General features: G+C 53.1%; 15 protein-coding genes. 12 read left to right on the forward strand and 3 right to left on the reverse strand.

Features of this window, described 5'->3' with window-relative positions; translation table 11 throughout:
• The first annotated feature begins 568 nt into the window (after nt 1-568).
• Entirely contained in the window at nt 569-2,242 is a 1,674-nt protein-coding gene (locus ACT3R7_RS16660) for a peptidoglycan DD-metalloendopeptidase family protein (RefSeq protein WP_192538056.1), read from the forward strand.
• 141 nt (nt 2,243-2,383) lie between these two features.
• On the opposite strand, the gene ACT3R7_RS16665 is transcribed toward ACT3R7_RS16660, so the two are convergent.
• Nucleotides 2,384-4,024, reverse strand: coding sequence for a L,D-transpeptidase family protein (locus ACT3R7_RS16665; protein ID WP_192538016.1), 1,641 nt, complete (start codon nt 4,022-4,024; stop codon nt 2,384-2,386).
• Nucleotides 4,025-4,129: 105 nt separating this feature from the next.
• On the opposite strand from ACT3R7_RS16665, the gene ACT3R7_RS16670 reads away from it, so the two are divergent.
• From ACT3R7_RS16670 to ACT3R7_RS16720, 11 genes are all read left to right on the forward strand, one after another.
• The gene (locus ACT3R7_RS16670; RefSeq protein ID WP_192538015.1) at nt 4,130-4,855 is read left to right on the forward strand and encodes a murein L,D-transpeptidase catalytic domain family protein; all 726 of its coding nucleotides are present in this window, start codon (nt 4,130-4,132) and stop codon (nt 4,853-4,855) included.
• An 88-nt stretch (nt 4,856-4,943) separates the two neighbouring features.
• Entirely contained in the window at nt 4,944-5,963 is a 1,020-nt protein-coding gene (locus ACT3R7_RS16675; protein ID WP_192538014.1) for a patatin-like phospholipase family protein, read from the forward strand.
• Between the two features lie 327 nt (nt 5,964-6,290).
• Nucleotides 6,291-7,643 carry a NarK family nitrate/nitrite MFS transporter gene (locus ACT3R7_RS16680; RefSeq protein ID WP_192538013.1) on the forward strand — a complete coding sequence of 451 codons (1,353 nt, stop codon included), beginning with the start codon at nt 6,291-6,293 and terminating at the stop codon, nt 7,641-7,643.
• A gap of 92 nt (nt 7,644-7,735) precedes the next feature.
• Nucleotides 7,736-8,986: a nitrate- and nitrite sensing domain-containing protein gene (locus tag ACT3R7_RS16685; RefSeq protein WP_496199306.1), complete on the forward strand. Its 1,251-nt coding sequence runs from the start codon at nt 7,736-7,738 to the stop codon at nt 8,984-8,986.
• A gap of 106 nt (nt 8,987-9,092) precedes the next feature.
• Nucleotides 9,093-9,779: an SDR family oxidoreductase gene (locus ACT3R7_RS16690; RefSeq protein WP_192538011.1), complete on the forward strand. Its 687-nt coding sequence runs from the start codon at nt 9,093-9,095 to the stop codon at nt 9,777-9,779.
• A gap of 168 nt (nt 9,780-9,947) precedes the next feature.
• Nucleotides 9,948-10,940, forward strand: coding sequence for an LLM class flavin-dependent oxidoreductase (locus ACT3R7_RS16695; RefSeq protein WP_192538010.1), 993 nt, complete (start codon nt 9,948-9,950; stop codon nt 10,938-10,940).
• Nucleotides 10,937-11,647 (forward strand): AzlC family ABC transporter permease, encoded by a 711-nt coding sequence (locus tag ACT3R7_RS16700; protein ID WP_192538009.1) that lies wholly within the window; start codon nt 10,937-10,939, stop codon nt 11,645-11,647. The genes ACT3R7_RS16695 and ACT3R7_RS16700 overlap by 4 nt, the downstream gene beginning before the upstream one ends.
• A gap of 2 nt (nt 11,648-11,649) precedes the next feature.
• Complete coding sequence (locus ACT3R7_RS16705) at nt 11,650-11,955, forward strand: AzlD family protein (RefSeq protein WP_318782754.1); 306 nt, start codon at nt 11,650-11,652, stop codon at nt 11,953-11,955.
• Between the two features lie 70 nt (nt 11,956-12,025).
• Nucleotides 12,026-12,535: a GNAT family N-acetyltransferase gene (locus tag ACT3R7_RS16710; RefSeq protein ID WP_192538008.1), complete on the forward strand. Its 510-nt coding sequence runs from the start codon at nt 12,026-12,028 to the stop codon at nt 12,533-12,535.
• A 136-nt stretch (nt 12,536-12,671) separates the two neighbouring features.
• On the forward strand, nt 12,672-14,327 hold the full coding sequence (locus ACT3R7_RS16715; RefSeq protein ID WP_192538007.1) for a methyl-accepting chemotaxis protein: 1,656 nt from the start codon (nt 12,672-12,674) through the stop codon (nt 14,325-14,327).
• A gap of 177 nt (nt 14,328-14,504) precedes the next feature.
• Nucleotides 14,505-15,347 (forward strand): hypothetical protein, encoded by an 843-nt coding sequence (locus ACT3R7_RS16720; RefSeq protein ID WP_192538006.1) that lies wholly within the window; start codon nt 14,505-14,507, stop codon nt 15,345-15,347.
• Between the two features lie 31 nt (nt 15,348-15,378).
• Here ACT3R7_RS16720 and ACT3R7_RS16725 read toward each other — a convergent pair whose 3' ends face one another.
• The gene (locus tag ACT3R7_RS16725) at nt 15,379-15,954 is read right to left on the reverse strand and encodes a DUF1415 domain-containing protein (RefSeq protein WP_192538005.1); all 576 of its coding nucleotides are present in this window, start codon (nt 15,952-15,954) and stop codon (nt 15,379-15,381) included.
• An 81-nt stretch (nt 15,955-16,035) separates the two neighbouring features.
• Nucleotides 16,036-16,725, reverse strand: a complete 690-nt coding sequence (locus ACT3R7_RS16730; protein WP_192538004.1) for a GntR family transcriptional regulator — start codon at nt 16,723-16,725, stop codon at nt 16,036-16,038.
• Between the last annotated feature and the right edge of the window lie 112 nt (nt 16,726-16,837).

The following is a 16,837-nucleotide window of genomic DNA, read 5'->3' on the forward strand; positions in this document are numbered from 1 at the left end:
TTAGCCTTCTCAGTGCCCCTATTAATAATGTCCACGCTGAGTAACGTGGGGGGAACAAATTGCCCCGAAAAGCCCCTAGTTAACTTTTTGTTACAAAAAAAATGATTTCCACTTGTGCATTCGATTTCTACCAGACCGTTGATAAGCTTCAGATTAAGTTTTCCGAAGGTCAAGAAATTGCTTAATTTATTTTAAATAAAAAATAAACCATTGATTTATAGTATAAAAATATACATTAAATTTATTCTAAATTTTTTAAAACCAACTAATCGTCATACAACCTTTACATCGCGCTGTGCTTGTCTATGATTAGGTCATTAATTAGCGCCAGTTTAAGCTTGGCATGGGCAAGAGAGTAAACCCTCAGAAAATGGTTTTTGGGTCGAATCGTTTACCTTTATTAGCAAACAGTGTTCAAAAATAGTAATGTTAGTTAGCTTTTTCTGCTTTTTAGCAGAAGTATCCTTTATGTATGGATATACAGTCTATGAACCCCCTTCCTCATGGGGTATGGTTCCGTCTACTTTCATGTTACTTTTTGATCACGAACTTGGCGGTCTATTTACCCATGTTGCGAATCCTCCATTCGCTGCCCCGCACGCATAAATTGTTACTGTTACCTGTGGCGACTATGGTCACAGTGCTGGGCGCACAAAAGTTAATCACTACATATCAAGATTTAAATCAGCCCCACACTCCGCTGGAAAGCGTTTTAGTACCGCTTCCCAGCGATTCAGCGCCGGGCATTCCTTCTCTTAATCAAGAGCGAACGCCTGTCGCTGATGCCATCAATCGAGCCACCCGCGCGATTGATGCCACCCGCGAACACATTCCACTAAGCGATTTAACGGTTAAAGAAATTGTTGATCTGGACGTTATCTCAAGCGCAGAAGCCTCTCTAGCAGATCATCGTTCGCCTAGCACTCCAACATTACACAACAGCCCCATCGATAACGGCGCACTGCACATGGCCATCGTTGTCGGTACGCTGACGAGCGGCATGCTCGATATCGACCCTAGCTCTTCTGTCGAAATCGCCGATGCCACTTCTTATGAAGATTACGGAATCGATCTGTTTGGCGATGTCTCGTTTCTGGAGCTTGAACTTGCTGCGGAAGAGCCGTTTGTACCGGAATGGAAAACACATATTGTTGAATCCGGTGAAACCTTCGCAGTGCTGGCACAAAATGAGCTGGGTTTAGGTTATAGCGAAGTATTAACCCTGCTTGATGATTTGCCCGAACCGAGAATGCTGACTAATTGGCGCGCAGGCCATAGTTTCGACTATATGCTCGACGAGAGCGGTCGCCTGTTATCACTTCGTATGATGAAAAACACCCGCGACGGGGTGTTGGTCGAAAGTGAGGATAACCAGTTTGCCGTAACTGCCATTGAGCGTCAGGGAGAACCGGTTCAGCGCTTATATGCAGGTAGCGTTAGCGGTAGTTTTGCCCGCTCCGCTCAAGCCACCGGCCTAAGTAGCGGCTCAGTCACCGAGCTGACCAAACTGCTGGAGAAAAAGCTGGATTTCCGTCGTGACAGCCGCCGTGGCGATCAATTTCAGGTTCTGGTCGAATCCGACATGATTGAAGGCGAAGCGCTCGACTCACGCGTTCTGGCGGTGAAATACAACGGCGAGCGCATGGACCTGACCGTAGTTCGCAATGCTACCGACGACCACTTCTATACACCTGATGGCAATAGCCTCGACCCCTCGTTTGCGCGCTACCCGTTTGAGGGCAGCTACCGCTTGAGCTCGAACTTTAACCCTCAGCGTAAGCATCCGGTCACTGGCCGCATAAGCCCACATAATGGTACCGATTTTGCCATGCCGATTGGCACCTCCGTTATTGCCCCGGCTAACGGCCGCGTCGAGCGGGTGGCCAATCATCCGGCAGCAGGGCGCTACATCGTTGTACGCCATGATAACGGCTACCGCACGCGCTACCTACACCTTTCCCAGCCGCTGGTGAGTCAAGGCGATCGGGTAACCATGGGCGAACGTATCGCGCTTTCTGGCAATACCGGCCGCAGCACCGGCCCTCACCTGCATTATGAAGTCATCGTCAACAACTCACCGGTAAACGCCATGTCGATAGATTTGCCTGAAGACATGGGATTAAACGGCGATACGCTGGTTGCCTTCCAGCGTCAGGCCGAGCCGATGCTTGCGGCGCTTGAAAGCGGCCAAACGGGTACCATCAGCGTTGCAAATTATCAGCCAGAGCAAGATGCTGAGTAACCAGATGTCTACTTAAGCCATACCCATTAACGCCGCCCAATTTTGGGCGGCGTTAATGTTTCTACCTTACGTAATACTTCTACCACATGGAGAAGCGCAAACCTGAGCATCTCCTATATACGCTGGCGCGTGCGGATCAATTTACACAGCGCGTTGCAGTGCAGCCAATAGCGAGGCATCGCGGCGGTAGATATCCGAGCGGAACTCTACTTCCCCCTGAGCATTAGGCCAGGCGGTTAAGTAATGCAGCGCCACAGGAATGCGTTGAGGCAGATTCACGTTACGGTCGCTACCGCCGCTATTTAAAAGCGTACTGAGCTGATAGCGGCTGCCACTATCCTGTAGCAACATCTGGGCGAATTCACGTACTCCTTCCACGCGTACGCAGCCTGAGCTTAACGCGCGCTGATTACGTCGAAAGAGCCCCTGTGCCGGCGTGTCGTGCAGATAGATCATGTCATTATTGGGAAAGCGCACTACCACCCGCCCTAAAGGATTGCTGTTACCTGCGACCTGACGCAGCATAATGCCACCAGGGCGCTGCCAATCCACTTCGGCGGGGTCTAGCTGTGCGCCGGACATATTAATCACCTGCATATTATGCTGGGCCAAATAGTCGGCGTTCTGACGTACCCGGGGCAGGACATCTTCTCGCATGATGGTGGGCGGAATCGTCCAGCTGGGATTGATCGTCAGATGGCTGATAGATGAATGGATAATGGGCGTTTCACGACGCGAAGACCCGACGACCACCCGAGCATTCCACTGCTGGCCGTTTGGCCGGATATAGTGCAGCTGGTAGCCTGCAATATCTACCCAGACACGCGGCTCACTAGACTGCATGGGGCCTATCCAGCGGGCACGCTCCAGATTGACCCGCAACTGATCCACCCGAGAGGTAGCGGTCGCATTAAGCGCCAGGCGCGTTTGCTCACCCACGACGCCGTCCTCTTTAAGCTGGTGGCGGCGCTGAAAACGTTTTACCGCCGCTTCAAGCTCGGCATCAAAAGTGCGCTTATCGCCCCCAGCCACCTGCACACCGATCATCGGGTAGGCACTGCTATCCGCTGTGAGCAGGCCGGTTTCCCCCCAAAGTGTCAGGCGCTGGCGCAGTGTGGTCACGTCATCGTCGACATCTCCCGGACGCAGCGACTCCTCCCGCGCACCAAGGTAGGGCGCACTGCCCAAGGTAGCGATGTGCCGATACTGGCTTAACGCCTCACGCAGCTGCTGATACTCGCTGGAGGCTGGCCGCGCCAAGCTAAACGCACGCTCTAAATCCTGATCATCAACCGCGTGAGTGACTCTCAAGAGCGAGTAGTGCCGCTCAGGGCGCGCAACGTCCCAGCTGGGTTCAACGTCTCGGGGGTTAACCTTGCCACGTTCCAGATGATCAAGCGCCAGCAGCAGCGCCTGGGTTGCCTGAATGTCGAAAGCTGCCTGAGCAGACTCCCCAGCATTCTGGCTATTTTGAAAAGCGCTCATCAATCTGTCAGCACGGTAGTCCGCAGGATTCAAACCATCGCTTTCAAGAGTATTAAGTGCAGCAACCAATGCTTCTACTGCTGATTCACTCTGCCAAGCCAACGTTTCGTTGCGCAATTGATAAAATTCTTCAACCGGCAACTGCCCTTGGCTGCCGATCTGGCCCTGCTGAGTAAGTGCTTGTTGAAGCAGCTCATTAGCCGCGTGCGCTGGCATTATTCCGAAGGGGATTTGGGACAGCGCCAGACCTAGAGCGGCCCCTATCGCCCATTGTCTTAGTGACTGCATCTCGTTCATCACCCTCTCCTTGCGTTACTATAAGTTCCCATTCGCGGCATGCTTACTTTTATCATAGCCGTTTACTTATTTTCGTCATCGATATCGTCTGCAGGACTGCTCCATATGGTAACCCGTTTACGCTCTCTTTCTTTATTATGTTGCTTACCTTTCGCGTTAATTAGCCTACCTCTTCAAGCCAACAGTTTCTTTGCAAGCGTAGCGTCTACACCTCCTCCCGGCGTGTCATCGCTTCAGCACCAACTTCTGCAGCTCGCCCCTTCCGCCACACCGGAAGCTCTGCGTCTTGCCGCCCAGGCGCTTAACTGTGCGAATCCCAATGCCGAGCGGTTCGCGGTTATTGACTACTCTCTTCCATCAACCGAGCCGCGGATGTGGGTGTTTGATCTGCGCCAGCATAAACTGCTGTTCGAAGAGCTGGTCTCCCACGGCCAAGGGTCGGGTGATGCTTACGCCGAAGCGTTCTCCAATACCCCCGAGAGCCATCAGTCCAGCCTAGGCCTGTTTCGCACCATGAATAGCTACTATGGGCGCAACGGCTATTCGCTGAGGCTCAATGGGCTTGAGCCCGATGTGAATGATCTGGCCTATGAGCGCGCGATTGTGATTCATGGGGCGGATTACGTCAGTGATGACTTTATTGCTCAAACCGGTCGCCTGGGCCGCAGCCATGGCTGCCCGGCGGTGCGTCAGGATATTACTTATCCACTCATCGATAGCTTGCGCGAAGATCAGTATGTGTTTGCCTATTACCCGGATAAGGAGTGGCTCGCCACCTCCAACTTCCTGCGCTGCAACACGTTAAATTCCACCCACTTGGCGCAACGTTGACAGGTTCTTAGGCCAAGCAGGCGTTGTTATGCCATGCTAACCAAGTGGCAATGCAGCATGGCATAAGCTTACTAACGCATGAGGCCTTATGACTCAAGTAAAGAAGCTAGACCTAGCTCTACAGGGCGGTGGCGCTCACGGTGCTTATTCATGGGGCGTGATCGACCGGCTGCTTGAAGATGATCGGATCGAAATAGAAGGCATTAGCGGCACCAGTGCTGGCGCGATGAATGGTGTAGTCATGGCGGATGCCCTCACCCGGGGTGACAAGCTGTTGGCCAGGCAAGCACTTACAGATTTTTGGCAGGCCGTCAGTCGCGCCGGCATGGCAAGTCCGGTACGCAGATCTCCCATGGATATCTGGACCGGCAACTGGAGCCTTGATCACTCGCCGGGCTATATCGCGATGGATATCATGACGCGCCTGGTATCGCCTTATCAATTCAATCCGCTTAACGTTAACCCGCTGCGTGAGATCGTCGCTGAACACATCGATTTTGAGCGCGTGCGTCAGTGCGATCAGCTCAAGCTGTTTGTAGCGGCCACCAATGTACGCACCGGCAAGCAGCGCGTTTTTCGCCGTGAGGAAATGAGCCTGGATGCGGTAATGGCTTCTGCCTGTTTACCCCTAATGTTCCAAGCCGTAGAAATTGACGGTGAGGCTTACTGGGACGGGGGCTATATGGGCAACCCGGCGCTTTTCCCGCTCATGGAAGAATGCAGCTCGCGGGATATCCTGCTGGTACAAATCAATCCTATCAGCCGGGATACGGTGCCTACCTCTGCCTCGTCGATTCTGAACCGCTTAAACGAAATTACCTTTAACGCGGCATTGATTAAAGAAATACGCATGATTGCGCTGTTACAGCACGCACTTGAAGAACAGGGCATTACAAATTGCTATCAGCAGGCGCTTTTCCATCGTATTAGCGGTGAGCAGGCACTGGAAGAGCTTTCCGTCTCCAGCAAGCTGAACTCTGAATGGGCGTTTCTTTCCTATCTTTTTGAGCAAGGGCGGGCAGCTGCACAGCGCTGGCTCGATGAGCATTTTGAAGCGATAGGCAATCACTCAACACTGGATATCGATTCGGTTTACCTGCACGAATAAACGGCACTATGGTGACGCATGCCGCTCCTGGCATGCTCGCCAATGGCGCACCGCCTATTTTCCTTCCCCGCCCAATCTCTTATCCCTCCCTGCCCACCCTTTTATTCAACACATCAACTAACTGATAGGTTTAATTAAAACCCTATATGGCAAACTAATTGCTTAACAAGGCTTTGTGGTGGTAGGCGTAGACCAGGCCCAGCGGGGTACGAGTGCGTCGAGCCTGACCTTCAATGGCGAAGGCATGTTCTCGTAAATACGCGACGCGATAGAGCGACTCGGCGTTGCGTGATGCTCAACTGGTTCAAGATCCCGTGAGGCCATCCCATGGACATACGCAATAAAGCCAATCGTATTCGCCTACTCAATTTCTCAACCCCTCAGATGCGTGCCTTTCATCTGTCGTGGTTTGCTTTTCATATCTGTTTTTTTGGCTGGTTCGGCATCGCGCCGCTGATGGCGATCGTGCGTGAAGACCTTTCTCTGACCCAGACTCAAATCGGTAATACAATTATCGCCTCCGTCGCGATTACCGTTATCGTGCGGCTATTAATAGGGCTACTGTGTGACCGGCTAGGGCCGCGTAAAACCTACACTGGCCTACTGGTGTTAGGCTCCATTCCCGTTATGAGTATCGGCTTTGCCGACAGTTTTGAAAGCTTTTTCCTGGCGCGCCTGGCAATTGGCGCAATTGGCGCCTCATTTGTCATCACCCAGTACCACACCACCATGATGTTTGCGCCTAATGTGGTGGGCACGGCCAATGCGACCAGTGCGGGCTGGGGCAATTTAGGTGGCGGCACCACGCAAATCCTGATGCCGCTTATATTCTCCGGGATGTTAATGCTCGGCGTTAATGAGGCGCTCGGCTGGCGCCTTGCCATGGTAGTGCCGGGTGTGGTGCTGTTTATCACCGGCATTGGCTACTGGTTTCTCACCCAGGATGCACCGGACGGTAACTTTAGCGACCTGCGCGCGCGGGGTGAGCTGCCGGAAGCCACCAAGGAATATGGCGCGCTGCAAAGCTTTCTCACCGCGGCAAAAGATATCCGCGTGTGGGCGCTGTTTGTCGTTTATGGGCTGTGCTTTGGCGTTGAACTTACGATCAACAATATTGCGGCTATCTACTTTTTTGACCAGTTCAACTTAAGCTTGGCAACCGCTGGGCTAATCGCCGGTCTGTTTGGCCTGATGAATATATTTGCCCGCACGCTGGGCGGTGTTTTCTCAGATTTGTTCGCCAAGCAAGGGGGCTTGAAGGGCCGCGTGCGCTGGCTGTTTATTGCCTTGATCTGCGAAGGCATTGCGCTGATCGCATTTTCTCAAATGCATATTTTGAGTCTTGCTATTGGCATCATGCTGGTCTTTAGCCTGTTCGTTCAAATGGCTGAAGGGGCAACGTTTGGCGTGGTGCCGTTTATCAACAAAAAAGCCCTGGGCGCCGTGGCGGGTATTGTGGGTGCCGGCGGTAATGTCGGCGCCGTATCGGCGGCGTTTTTGTTTCGTAGCGAAAACTTAAGCTACCAGCAAGGACTGTTTTATCTGGGGCTGACCGTACTGGTACTCGCCTCATGCGTACTGGCTGTGCGCTTTAGCGATGCAACGGAAGCGCAGGAAGCCAGCGCCTACCGTGATGCCGTGGGCGACGATACCGGCGCAGGGGCTCTTTCATTACGTTAAAACCCCGCATTATGCTCAATCAAGACCTTTCATCCCCGGTGGCGGCTGCCCCGGGGAGATAGATCAAGGCGGCGAGTAAAAGGAAAATCACTATGTCATCTGCCCAGCAGCTACTCTTAACCGCCATTCGTTGTGATATCGATAACCTGACCCATTTAGCGACGACCTCGGAAATTGTCGCCGATATTAGCCGCTTTATTCACGTACTCCAGCGTGAGCGTGGCGCCTCAACGATCTACCTCGTTTCTCAAGGCTCACGCTTTAAAACCCAGCGCCGCGACTACCTCAAACATAGCCAGGAAGCTGAGATACTCATGCGGCAACGGCTGGAGGTACTGACCCAGGAAGTGCGCCCTCAGGGTGCAGCGCGCTTATTACGGCGCATCGCAGCCGTATGGAACGCTCTTGACGACATAGCTGCTCTGCGCAGCGCCATTGATCTCATGGCGATCTCCCCCGATGCCGCGACCCAGGCTTTTAACCATTTAATCAGCGGTTTACTGGCAATTGTTTTTGAAGCCGCCGATACCTCCGACGACCCGGAGATTACCCGTACGCTTGTGGCGATCTTCCACTTGATGCAAGGCAAGGAACTTGCGGGCCAGGAGCGGGCCTGCGGTGCATTTGGCTTTACTCAAGGTCACTTTGATAAAACGCATCGCCAGTTACTCGGCCAGTTGGTCGAGGATCAGCAGCGCTGCTTTGATACCTTCGTTGAGTTTGCCACGCCGGACGCTGAACTCGCCTGGCAGCAGGCGGTTTCAACCAGTACGTTAACCGGCATTCACCAGCTGCGTGAGGCTGCCTGCCAATCTACCTCACAGCACGTTACCACCAACGTTCTGGGTGAAACGTGGTACGAGCTCACCACGCTTCGCATTGATGCGCTTAAAATCGTCGAAGACGCTTTAAATACCCAGCTAGCGGCGCTTTGCTATCGCAAAATAGCCCAGGCGAAAGCCGCGCTTGAACACGCCAAAGCCAAGCCCGGTCCTCATACGCCCGCCCCTTGTGAGCAGCTCCTCGCGCTTAGTCCTACACAGCCATTTGGAGACTTAACCGCTAGCGCGTTGACCTCACCGCTTGGACGGTCATTGATTGAGCTTACTCAGGCACAATCAAGCCGTTTACAAGGGTTGAGCGATGAGCTGGAAAATACCCGCAAGGCATTGCGCGAGCGCAAGCTGGTCGAGCGCGCCAAAGGCTTGATCATGGCGCACCAGTCCATGACCGAAGAAGAGGCCTACCGCTTCCTGCGCAAAACCTCCATGGATCAAAGCAAAAGCATGGCGGATATGGCGCAGGCTATTCTTGATCTCTCTTCTATACTCAAAAAGGCTTAGTAGCCCTCTTAAGCTTAGCTGCCTAAAGTTGGCGACGGTTTGCAAGATAGCGTCGTATTAGCCATTCTGAAAACTCCTGTTTATGGCTTAGCAAGGAGTGCCAACCATGCAACACGGCGTATTATTGATTACCGGTGCCTCAAGCGGTATTGGCGCAGCCACGGCAAGAGCCGCCGCGCGCGAAGGCTACCAGCTTGTACTCGCCGCCCGTTCAGCCGACAAACTCGCCGCACTTGCCCAGGAGCTTGGGCCTGAGAACGTACTTACCTGCGAGCTTGATGTCACTGATATGGATCAGCAGCAGGCGATGATCGATCAGGCGCTGGAGACCTTTGGCCGCCTGGATGCGGTGTTTGCCAACGCCGGGCAAGGCGGCTCGCCGGGCGGGTTTAGCGGCGCCAATCATGCTGCCTGGCACGAGATGATTCTGACCAATATATATGGCGTGGGCCTTACTCTTCAGGCAAGCCTTCCTGCGCTTAAACGTAGTAAAGGCCATGTACTGATGACGGGTTCTGCCGCCGGCCGAACCACCATTCCAGGCTCCATGTACAGCGCCACCAAGTGGGCAGTAACGGGGATTGGCTATAACCTTCGTGAAGAGTTACGGGGTAGCGGGATGCGGGTTACCCTGATTGAGCCCGGCATGGTCGATACGCCGTTTTTTGATGAATCGCCTGATAATGCCCTGGAAGACCGCGATATCGCAAACGCGGTTATCTATGCACTTTCTCAACCGGCTCATGTCGATGTTAATGAAATACTGATTCGCCCTACCCCGCCGATTGAATAGCTGAGTAAACATGTTAGCCAGCTCAAAGCGGGCTGCTCCTTGTATTTCGTCTTCTTAGCCCGCATAACACCTACAACCAAGCGTGCTAATGATCTGTTCATGTACTTTCTACTATGTACACGTCCTGACCGTTCACCCACGCCCCACGTTTTCAATAGTAGGTGAATTATGAGCCAGCTTTCTTCGACAGCGCTTTCCGTTCTCGACCTTGCTCCGATACGCCAAGGCGGAAGCGCTGCTGAAACGTTTCGGGACAGTGTTTCTCTCGCTCAGCGAACCGAACAGTTGGGCTATACCCGCTACTGGCTTGCCGAACATCACAATATTGCCGGAATCGCCAGCGCGGCAACTTCAGTATTAATTGGCCATGTAGCGGGCCAGACCTCCACTATTCGGGTGGGTAGTGGCGGGATTATGCTGCCCAATCATCCGCCGCTGGTCATCGCCGAGCAGTTTGGCACGTTGGAAACTCTTTATCCTGACCGAATTGATCTGGGCTTAGGCCGCGCGCCCGGCTCTGACGGTGCGACCATGCGCGCTATGCGGCGCAGCATGCATGCAGGCGTGGACGACTTCCCCGAGCAGTTAAGCGAGCTACTCCGCTACCTGGCAGACGCCGAGCCCGGCCAGCAGGTGAAAGCGGTGCCTGGCCAGGGAACCAACGTGCCTATTTGGCTGTTGGGTTCCAGCGGCTATAGCGCCCAGCTAGCGGCCAAGCTTGGCCTTCCCTTCGCCTTTGCCGCTCAGTTCGCCCCTGGCTATCTGTTTGAAGCCCTGCGCCTGTATCGCGATAATTTCCGCCCGTCTGAACATCTGGACAAACCCCATGCCATGGTAGGTTTACCGGTTATCGCTGCTGAAAACGATGCGCTGGCGCACTACCTTGCGACCACGGCTCAGCAGAAGTTTCTAAACCTTATTCGTGGCAAACCGACCCAGTCGCTGCCCCCAGTAGAGCAGCTGGACTGGTCACCTATGGAGCAGGCGCAGGTAAGCCAATTTTTAGGCGCAGCGATTATCGGTGGTCCTGAAACGGTCAAAGCAGAATTGACGGCTTTCCAAGAACGTACCGGCGCGGATGAGCTGATGATCAATAGCGACTTTTATAATCATGCTGACCGTCTGCGCAGCTATGAGATTGTTGCAGAGGCCGCGCGGTGAGCGCAAAGCTAGACGCAAAAGGTACGTTATGGGGCTTCAAGCGAATGGCCCCGCTTTCCCTGTTCGTGGTTGCGTTTGGCTTAGCGTTTGGCGTTGCCGCTATCCAACATGGTTTAAGCAGCTGGGAAACGCTGCTGATGAGCAGCCTGGTGTTCGCGGGCACCGCTCAGTTTGCGGCACTGGAGCTGTGGGGACCCACCATTCCGCTCACAGCGCTTATTGCCACCACGTTTGCCATTAACGCCCGTCACTTATTGATGGGCGCTTCGCTTTACCCCTGGCTGCGCCACCTTCCCTCAGGCCAGCGTTATGCCTGCCTTGGGATGATGAGTGACTCCAACTGGGCCATGGCGGCAGCTGACCATCAGCGAGGAGAAACCAATGTCGGCGCTCTTTTTGGCGGCGGTATTGCCTTATGGCTCTCCTGGGTGCTGGGCACGCTGTTGGGGGTCGCGTTTGGTAGCGGGATCAGCCAGCCCGAACGGTTTGGATTAGACGTCATCATGGGCTGTTTCTTACTTTCCATGCTGGTAGGCGGTAAAAACAAACCGTCGCTTACGATGCTACTTCCCTGGGGCGTGGCTGGCGTGGCCGCGCTGCTCGCGCTTTATTATTTGCCGCCCAACGCTCACGTTATTGTGGGTGCGCTGGCGGGTGGTTTGGCGGGCATGCTATTGCCTCAGGCGAATCAACAAAAAGGACAATAGGCGTGCCGCTAACTCCAGCTACTGCGCTACTTGCTATCGTTATCATGGCACTGGTGACGTTTACCACCCGTATCGGTGGCTCGATCATCATGTCACGTATCCCTATTGGCCCTAAGGTAGAGCGATTTATCAACGCTATGGCGGGGTCCGTTCTGGTCGCTGTTGTTGTACCGCTGGCAGCTCAGGGGGATTGGGGCGCTCGGCTTGGTCTGCTCGCCACGTTAAGCGCCATGCTGATACTGCATAAGCCGCTCGTTGCGATTACTGCGGGAATGGCCACCGCTGCGTTATGGCGCTTATTATCATAGCGGTTAACGCTGTCCTACTTATTTCCATCAGGTACTGGCTATGTCATCAAATACGATGTCTTCAAATACAATGTCTTCAAATAATGCGTCTTCCCTCACGTTCACGCCTATGACACAAGATGACTTCGTTATCTTTTGGCCAACCTTTCAGGCCATTATCGCAGACCAGCAAACCTACGCGATTGACCCTGATATCAGCTACGATGCGGCCTATCGGCTCTGGTGCCAAGCGCCCAAAGTCACCTATGCGGTTAAGGATGCAGCAGGCGAATTAATCGGTAGCTACTACTTAAAAGCCAATGCAGCCGGCCCCGGCGATCATATCTGTAACTGCGGCTATATGGTGACCGCTGCCGCTCGCGGTAAAGGCGTTGCCCGGGCGATGTGCGAGCATTCACAGCAATTAGCGCGTGAGTTCAACTTTCAAGCCATGCAGTTTAACGCCGTCGTTTCCACTAACGATGTCGCGGTGGCGCTCTGGCAACGGTTAGGATTTAGCATTGTGGGCACGGTTCCTAATGCCTACCGCCATGCGACGCAAGGGTTAGTAGACACGCATATTATGTATAAATCCTTGTAATTTAATCGCTTACACCCTTAATTTTTCTCACTTAAGGCCGATATTACGACCACCACAATGAAGCTCTCTAGTTCATTGTGATGTGGCTGCCTATCTTGCTGCTCTATTGCTCCCCCTTAAGTGAGAAATGAACGTAATGAAAGATTTATCCGTAAAATATGCCCTGGCCGGGGCATTAGGTTTACTCGTTGTCATGTTGATTGTTGTGGCAGCGCTTGGCATACAGGCAGAGAAAAGAGCAATAACAAGCTTAAACGAGTTGGATGAAGTGGCGGCCCAACAGGTAGCGTCTATTAACCGTTCAGAAGTTAATCTAATGGAGCTTCGGGTACGCTTAGCGCGTTATACAGACTATAACGCACGTGGCAACACTGCGTTAGCTCAGCAAGCGCTGGGATTTGCTCAGGCGGCGTTGGAACGTGCGGATTCGCGTTTTGATGCATTTCATGCCATTGAGGTACCCAGCAACTCGCCACGAATGCCCTTAATTGCCGCGATCGAATCGGCGTACCAGCTTTTGATTACTGATTCGCTCAGACGCGACCTTAACGCCGGGAATGTGGCACCGCTGATCGATCACGCCGAACGCCTTAACGAACAGTTTGATGCGTTTACCAATGGTGTGCGTAGCTTCAACCTCAATGCACAAAGCCTAGCATCAACTACCGTTTCAAATGCGCATACCCGCAGTCAGCACAATATGTTGATTAGTATTGGCTTAATCGTTTTGGCATTAATGATCTATATCGCCGTACAGCTCGGCATTAACCGGATTATCGTTCGCCCTCTGCAGCGCGCCGTTGCGCTATGTGAAAGCGTATCCCAAGGCAATTTAACTAACGCCATCGAATCACGCGGGCGTAATGAAATAGGCCGCCTGTATAGCGCGATGAGCACGATGCAGGAGCGCTTGCAACAGATGGTGGAAACCCTCAACCAAAGCAGCCGGGCCGTCGCCAACAGTTCCCGGGAAATTGCCAGCGGTAGCCAGGACCTTGCTTCGCGCACCGAGCAGCAGGCAGCGGCGCTTCAGCAAACGGCAGCGAGTATGGATGAGATTTCCTCTATTGTGCGCCAAAATGCTGACACGGCCACGCAGGCCGAAAAGATGACTGTTAATGCCGCGCATAAAGCCGAGCATGGTCAAAGCGAAGCCCAGCGTGCCGGGCAATGGATGCAAGCGCTCGAAAAAGACTCGCATAAAGTGCATGACATTGTGCAAGTAATCGACTCTATCGCTTTTCAGACTAATATCCTGGCGCTGAACGCCTCGGTTGAGGCAGCACGCGCGGGCGAACATGGCCGCGGCTTTGCCGTCGTTGCCAGCGAAGTTCGCTCATTGGCGACTAAGACGTCCAACTCATCGAAAGAAATACGCACGATGATTGAGGATATTGCCCAGCGTATTGCCGAAGGTGCCAATCAGGCGATGCACAATGGGGAAAGTATGGGCGAGGTCAATACGGCTATCCGTCAAGTGACCGATATGATGCAGGAGCTGTCACTGGCGGCCAAAGAACAGGACTCGGGTATTACCCAAATTAGCACCGCAATTGCGCAAATGGACTCCGCGACTCAGGAAAACGTGTCCTTAGTAGAAGAGACCAGCACTGCATCGGCATCACTTGAGGATGAAGCTAGCCGCTTGGCAGAGCTTGTGAGCGCGTTTAAATTACCCCATTCAAGCCAGACGCAATCAGCACCATTAAAATCAGCCCGCCCTTTACCAGCCAGCAGAACCTCACTGCCTAGCAAGCGTGCCTCTGCCGAACCTGAGTGGGAAGCTTTTTAATACACCGTTATTTTCAGTTATCGGGCAGCATTCGCTGCCCGATGCGTTGCCAATCGCGTATCATGGCTCGCCCTTGCCGTCGGCAAATTCAGACGATGGCAGTTAAACCTGCACGCAAAGCCCACTATGAAACCTGCTTTTTTCAAACCGCTATTTGCATGGATATTTATCGCCCTGTTGGGCATGATTGTGCTGCTGGGCCTACTGCACTTAAAAAACGGGCACTCGCCAGGACCTCAGCTAACGTTCTCCAAAGAAATCACCGCCCACCTAACTGACGCTACCCGCCAAGCAAATATTCATTTAATGGAAGTACGCCAGCGGTTGGCACGCCTAAGTAGCGATATTGACCAAGCGGCGACGACATTGAGCCAGACGCGGGACAACCTTGAGCATGCAAGCCAGGCGGTTCAAGAACTCGATTTACCTTCCCACTCTGCACAGCGCCCTTTGATTGACGCGATGCTTGACACTTATAAACGCTTGATAGACAACCCACTGCAACGCTATTTAGATCATTTCCAGACTTTTCGAAATGCAACCGACGTACACCTTTCCGCCGTCAGCAAGACCGCAGTTAACATCGACCGACATATACTTGAATGGGCAAACCAGTTAACCAGCAGCGAACAGAAAGACAGCAGGATAGTATTAATGACAGTGGCCCTGCTCATTGCCTTAGCGGGAGCCCTTTATATTGCGTTTAAAGGCGCAATCCATGTATTTGTAGTAAGACCTCTTCAACGTGCTGCCCAAGCCCAGAATAATGTCCTCAATGACAGCCCGGCTCTTAGCTTTGAAGAGTATGGTTATAGCGCGGTAAACGACAGGCAGCCGACATTAGCTGCTAAAGAGCAAGCACCAGACAGCACTCACATAAGCGCCATATTCAGCCCCATATTGCTGGAAGAGATCAGCACGTCGACGGCGACTCCTCGCGATCACACATACCAGCCTTCTGAGTTCTTTAGCACTCCCGCGCCTTCAGTCCAGCCTAGAATGCTTGAGCGCGAGTGTTAAATAAGCGACGAGCAGATCGCTGCCGTACGTATTAGGGGCTTTTAGCAGAAGAGGCGCGTTGCGCTAACGCTTCCTGAAGGTAGCGCTCCGCTTCACTACTTCCCATAGCCGTTAAATGTGCGACGTTGCGTTCAGGAATTACCGACGTGTCGCCATAAAACTCGATGGCCTTTTCGACACTCGCTTCGCGCAGTAAATGCACCATCGCGTAGGGCGAGCGGTTGGTATAGTTCGAGGCATCGTCAGGCTCGGCGTCTTCAAAACAGTAATCGGGATGGAAGGTAGCTAGCTGGTAAACACCTTCGTAGCCCTGCTCGGCCAAGATGCTTTCGGCCAGTTCCACATAATCCAGGTAGTGATCAAAATGCTTGAATAGTGTGGGGAAAACCAGCAGCGTGGTTTCCGTATCTGGATGCTCATCCAGCCACTGCACTTCCACCATGAGTTCTTCTAACGCAACTTCAAGTTTTTTGGAGCGCACGATTTCCACACGGATAGAGGCGCGTTCCACTTCACGCTGAGCAAAAGGACATACGTTTTGCGCCACAATAAAATTGCGCACCCAGCTCATCGTTTGCTCGATTACGTCGTTATCTGAATATTGCATTACTCTCTTTTACACCCGCTCGATCGCATGTTTGATGGGCGCCAGTGTACACCTATCGTTATCATTAAACTCAAGCGCTGCTCAGCGCTTATTGGGCGCTCCTTCACCATGCTGGGTAAACCGCTGAAGCGCCACATCATAGGATTTGCGAATATGCTCATCCAGAAGCTTGCGCGCCGCTTTCACATCGCGCTTCAAGGCAAGCTCCACCAACTCATGGTGCTGCTGGTCCAGTTCCTGGCGAATCACCGGCATTTTAGGACCCAGCCGGCGGTAACGATCAAATTGATCATGCAGCTGCTCAATAAAGCGGAGTAGCCATACGGAGCCACATGGCGCTACTAGCGTACGATGAAACTGGGTGTGCAACCGCTCCCATTCATCGTCCTTATCCAGCGTCATATCGGCACATTTCAGGCGGTGTTCCGCCGCCAGCAGCTCCGCTTCCCAAGCGGCATCGCCATGGGCGATAGCCTGTTCAAAGGCCATGCCTTCAAGTGACAAGCGCGTTTGCGCTATATCATCCAGCTCGCGATGGGAAAGCGTCGGTACTCGAAAGCCACGCTGGTTTTCCTGAAGGAGCAATCCATAGGCCGCCAGCTTGTTTAACGCCTCCCGCAAAGGGCTCAGGCCTACCTGGTACTGGTCTTTGAGCGCATTGATGGCAAGTTTTTCACCCGCCGCGAAGCGTCCGTTCACTAGATCCTTGCGTAAGGTATCGTAAATACGACTTGATGCCGTACTTGCTGAAGGCTGAATATATTGATTCATGGTAGGGTCCTTTCATCCACCGTTACGTACGCACTACTTATTCAGTGTTGACGCCTCTGAGTACTCTCGCCTATATTCTACGCCAGATAAATAATCGATTTTTTTAAATATA

This window comes from Halomonas sp. AOP43-A1-21 (assembly GCF_052376775.1).
Classification (GTDB): domain Bacteria; phylum Pseudomonadota; class Gammaproteobacteria; order Pseudomonadales; family Halomonadaceae; genus Vreelandella; species Vreelandella colorata.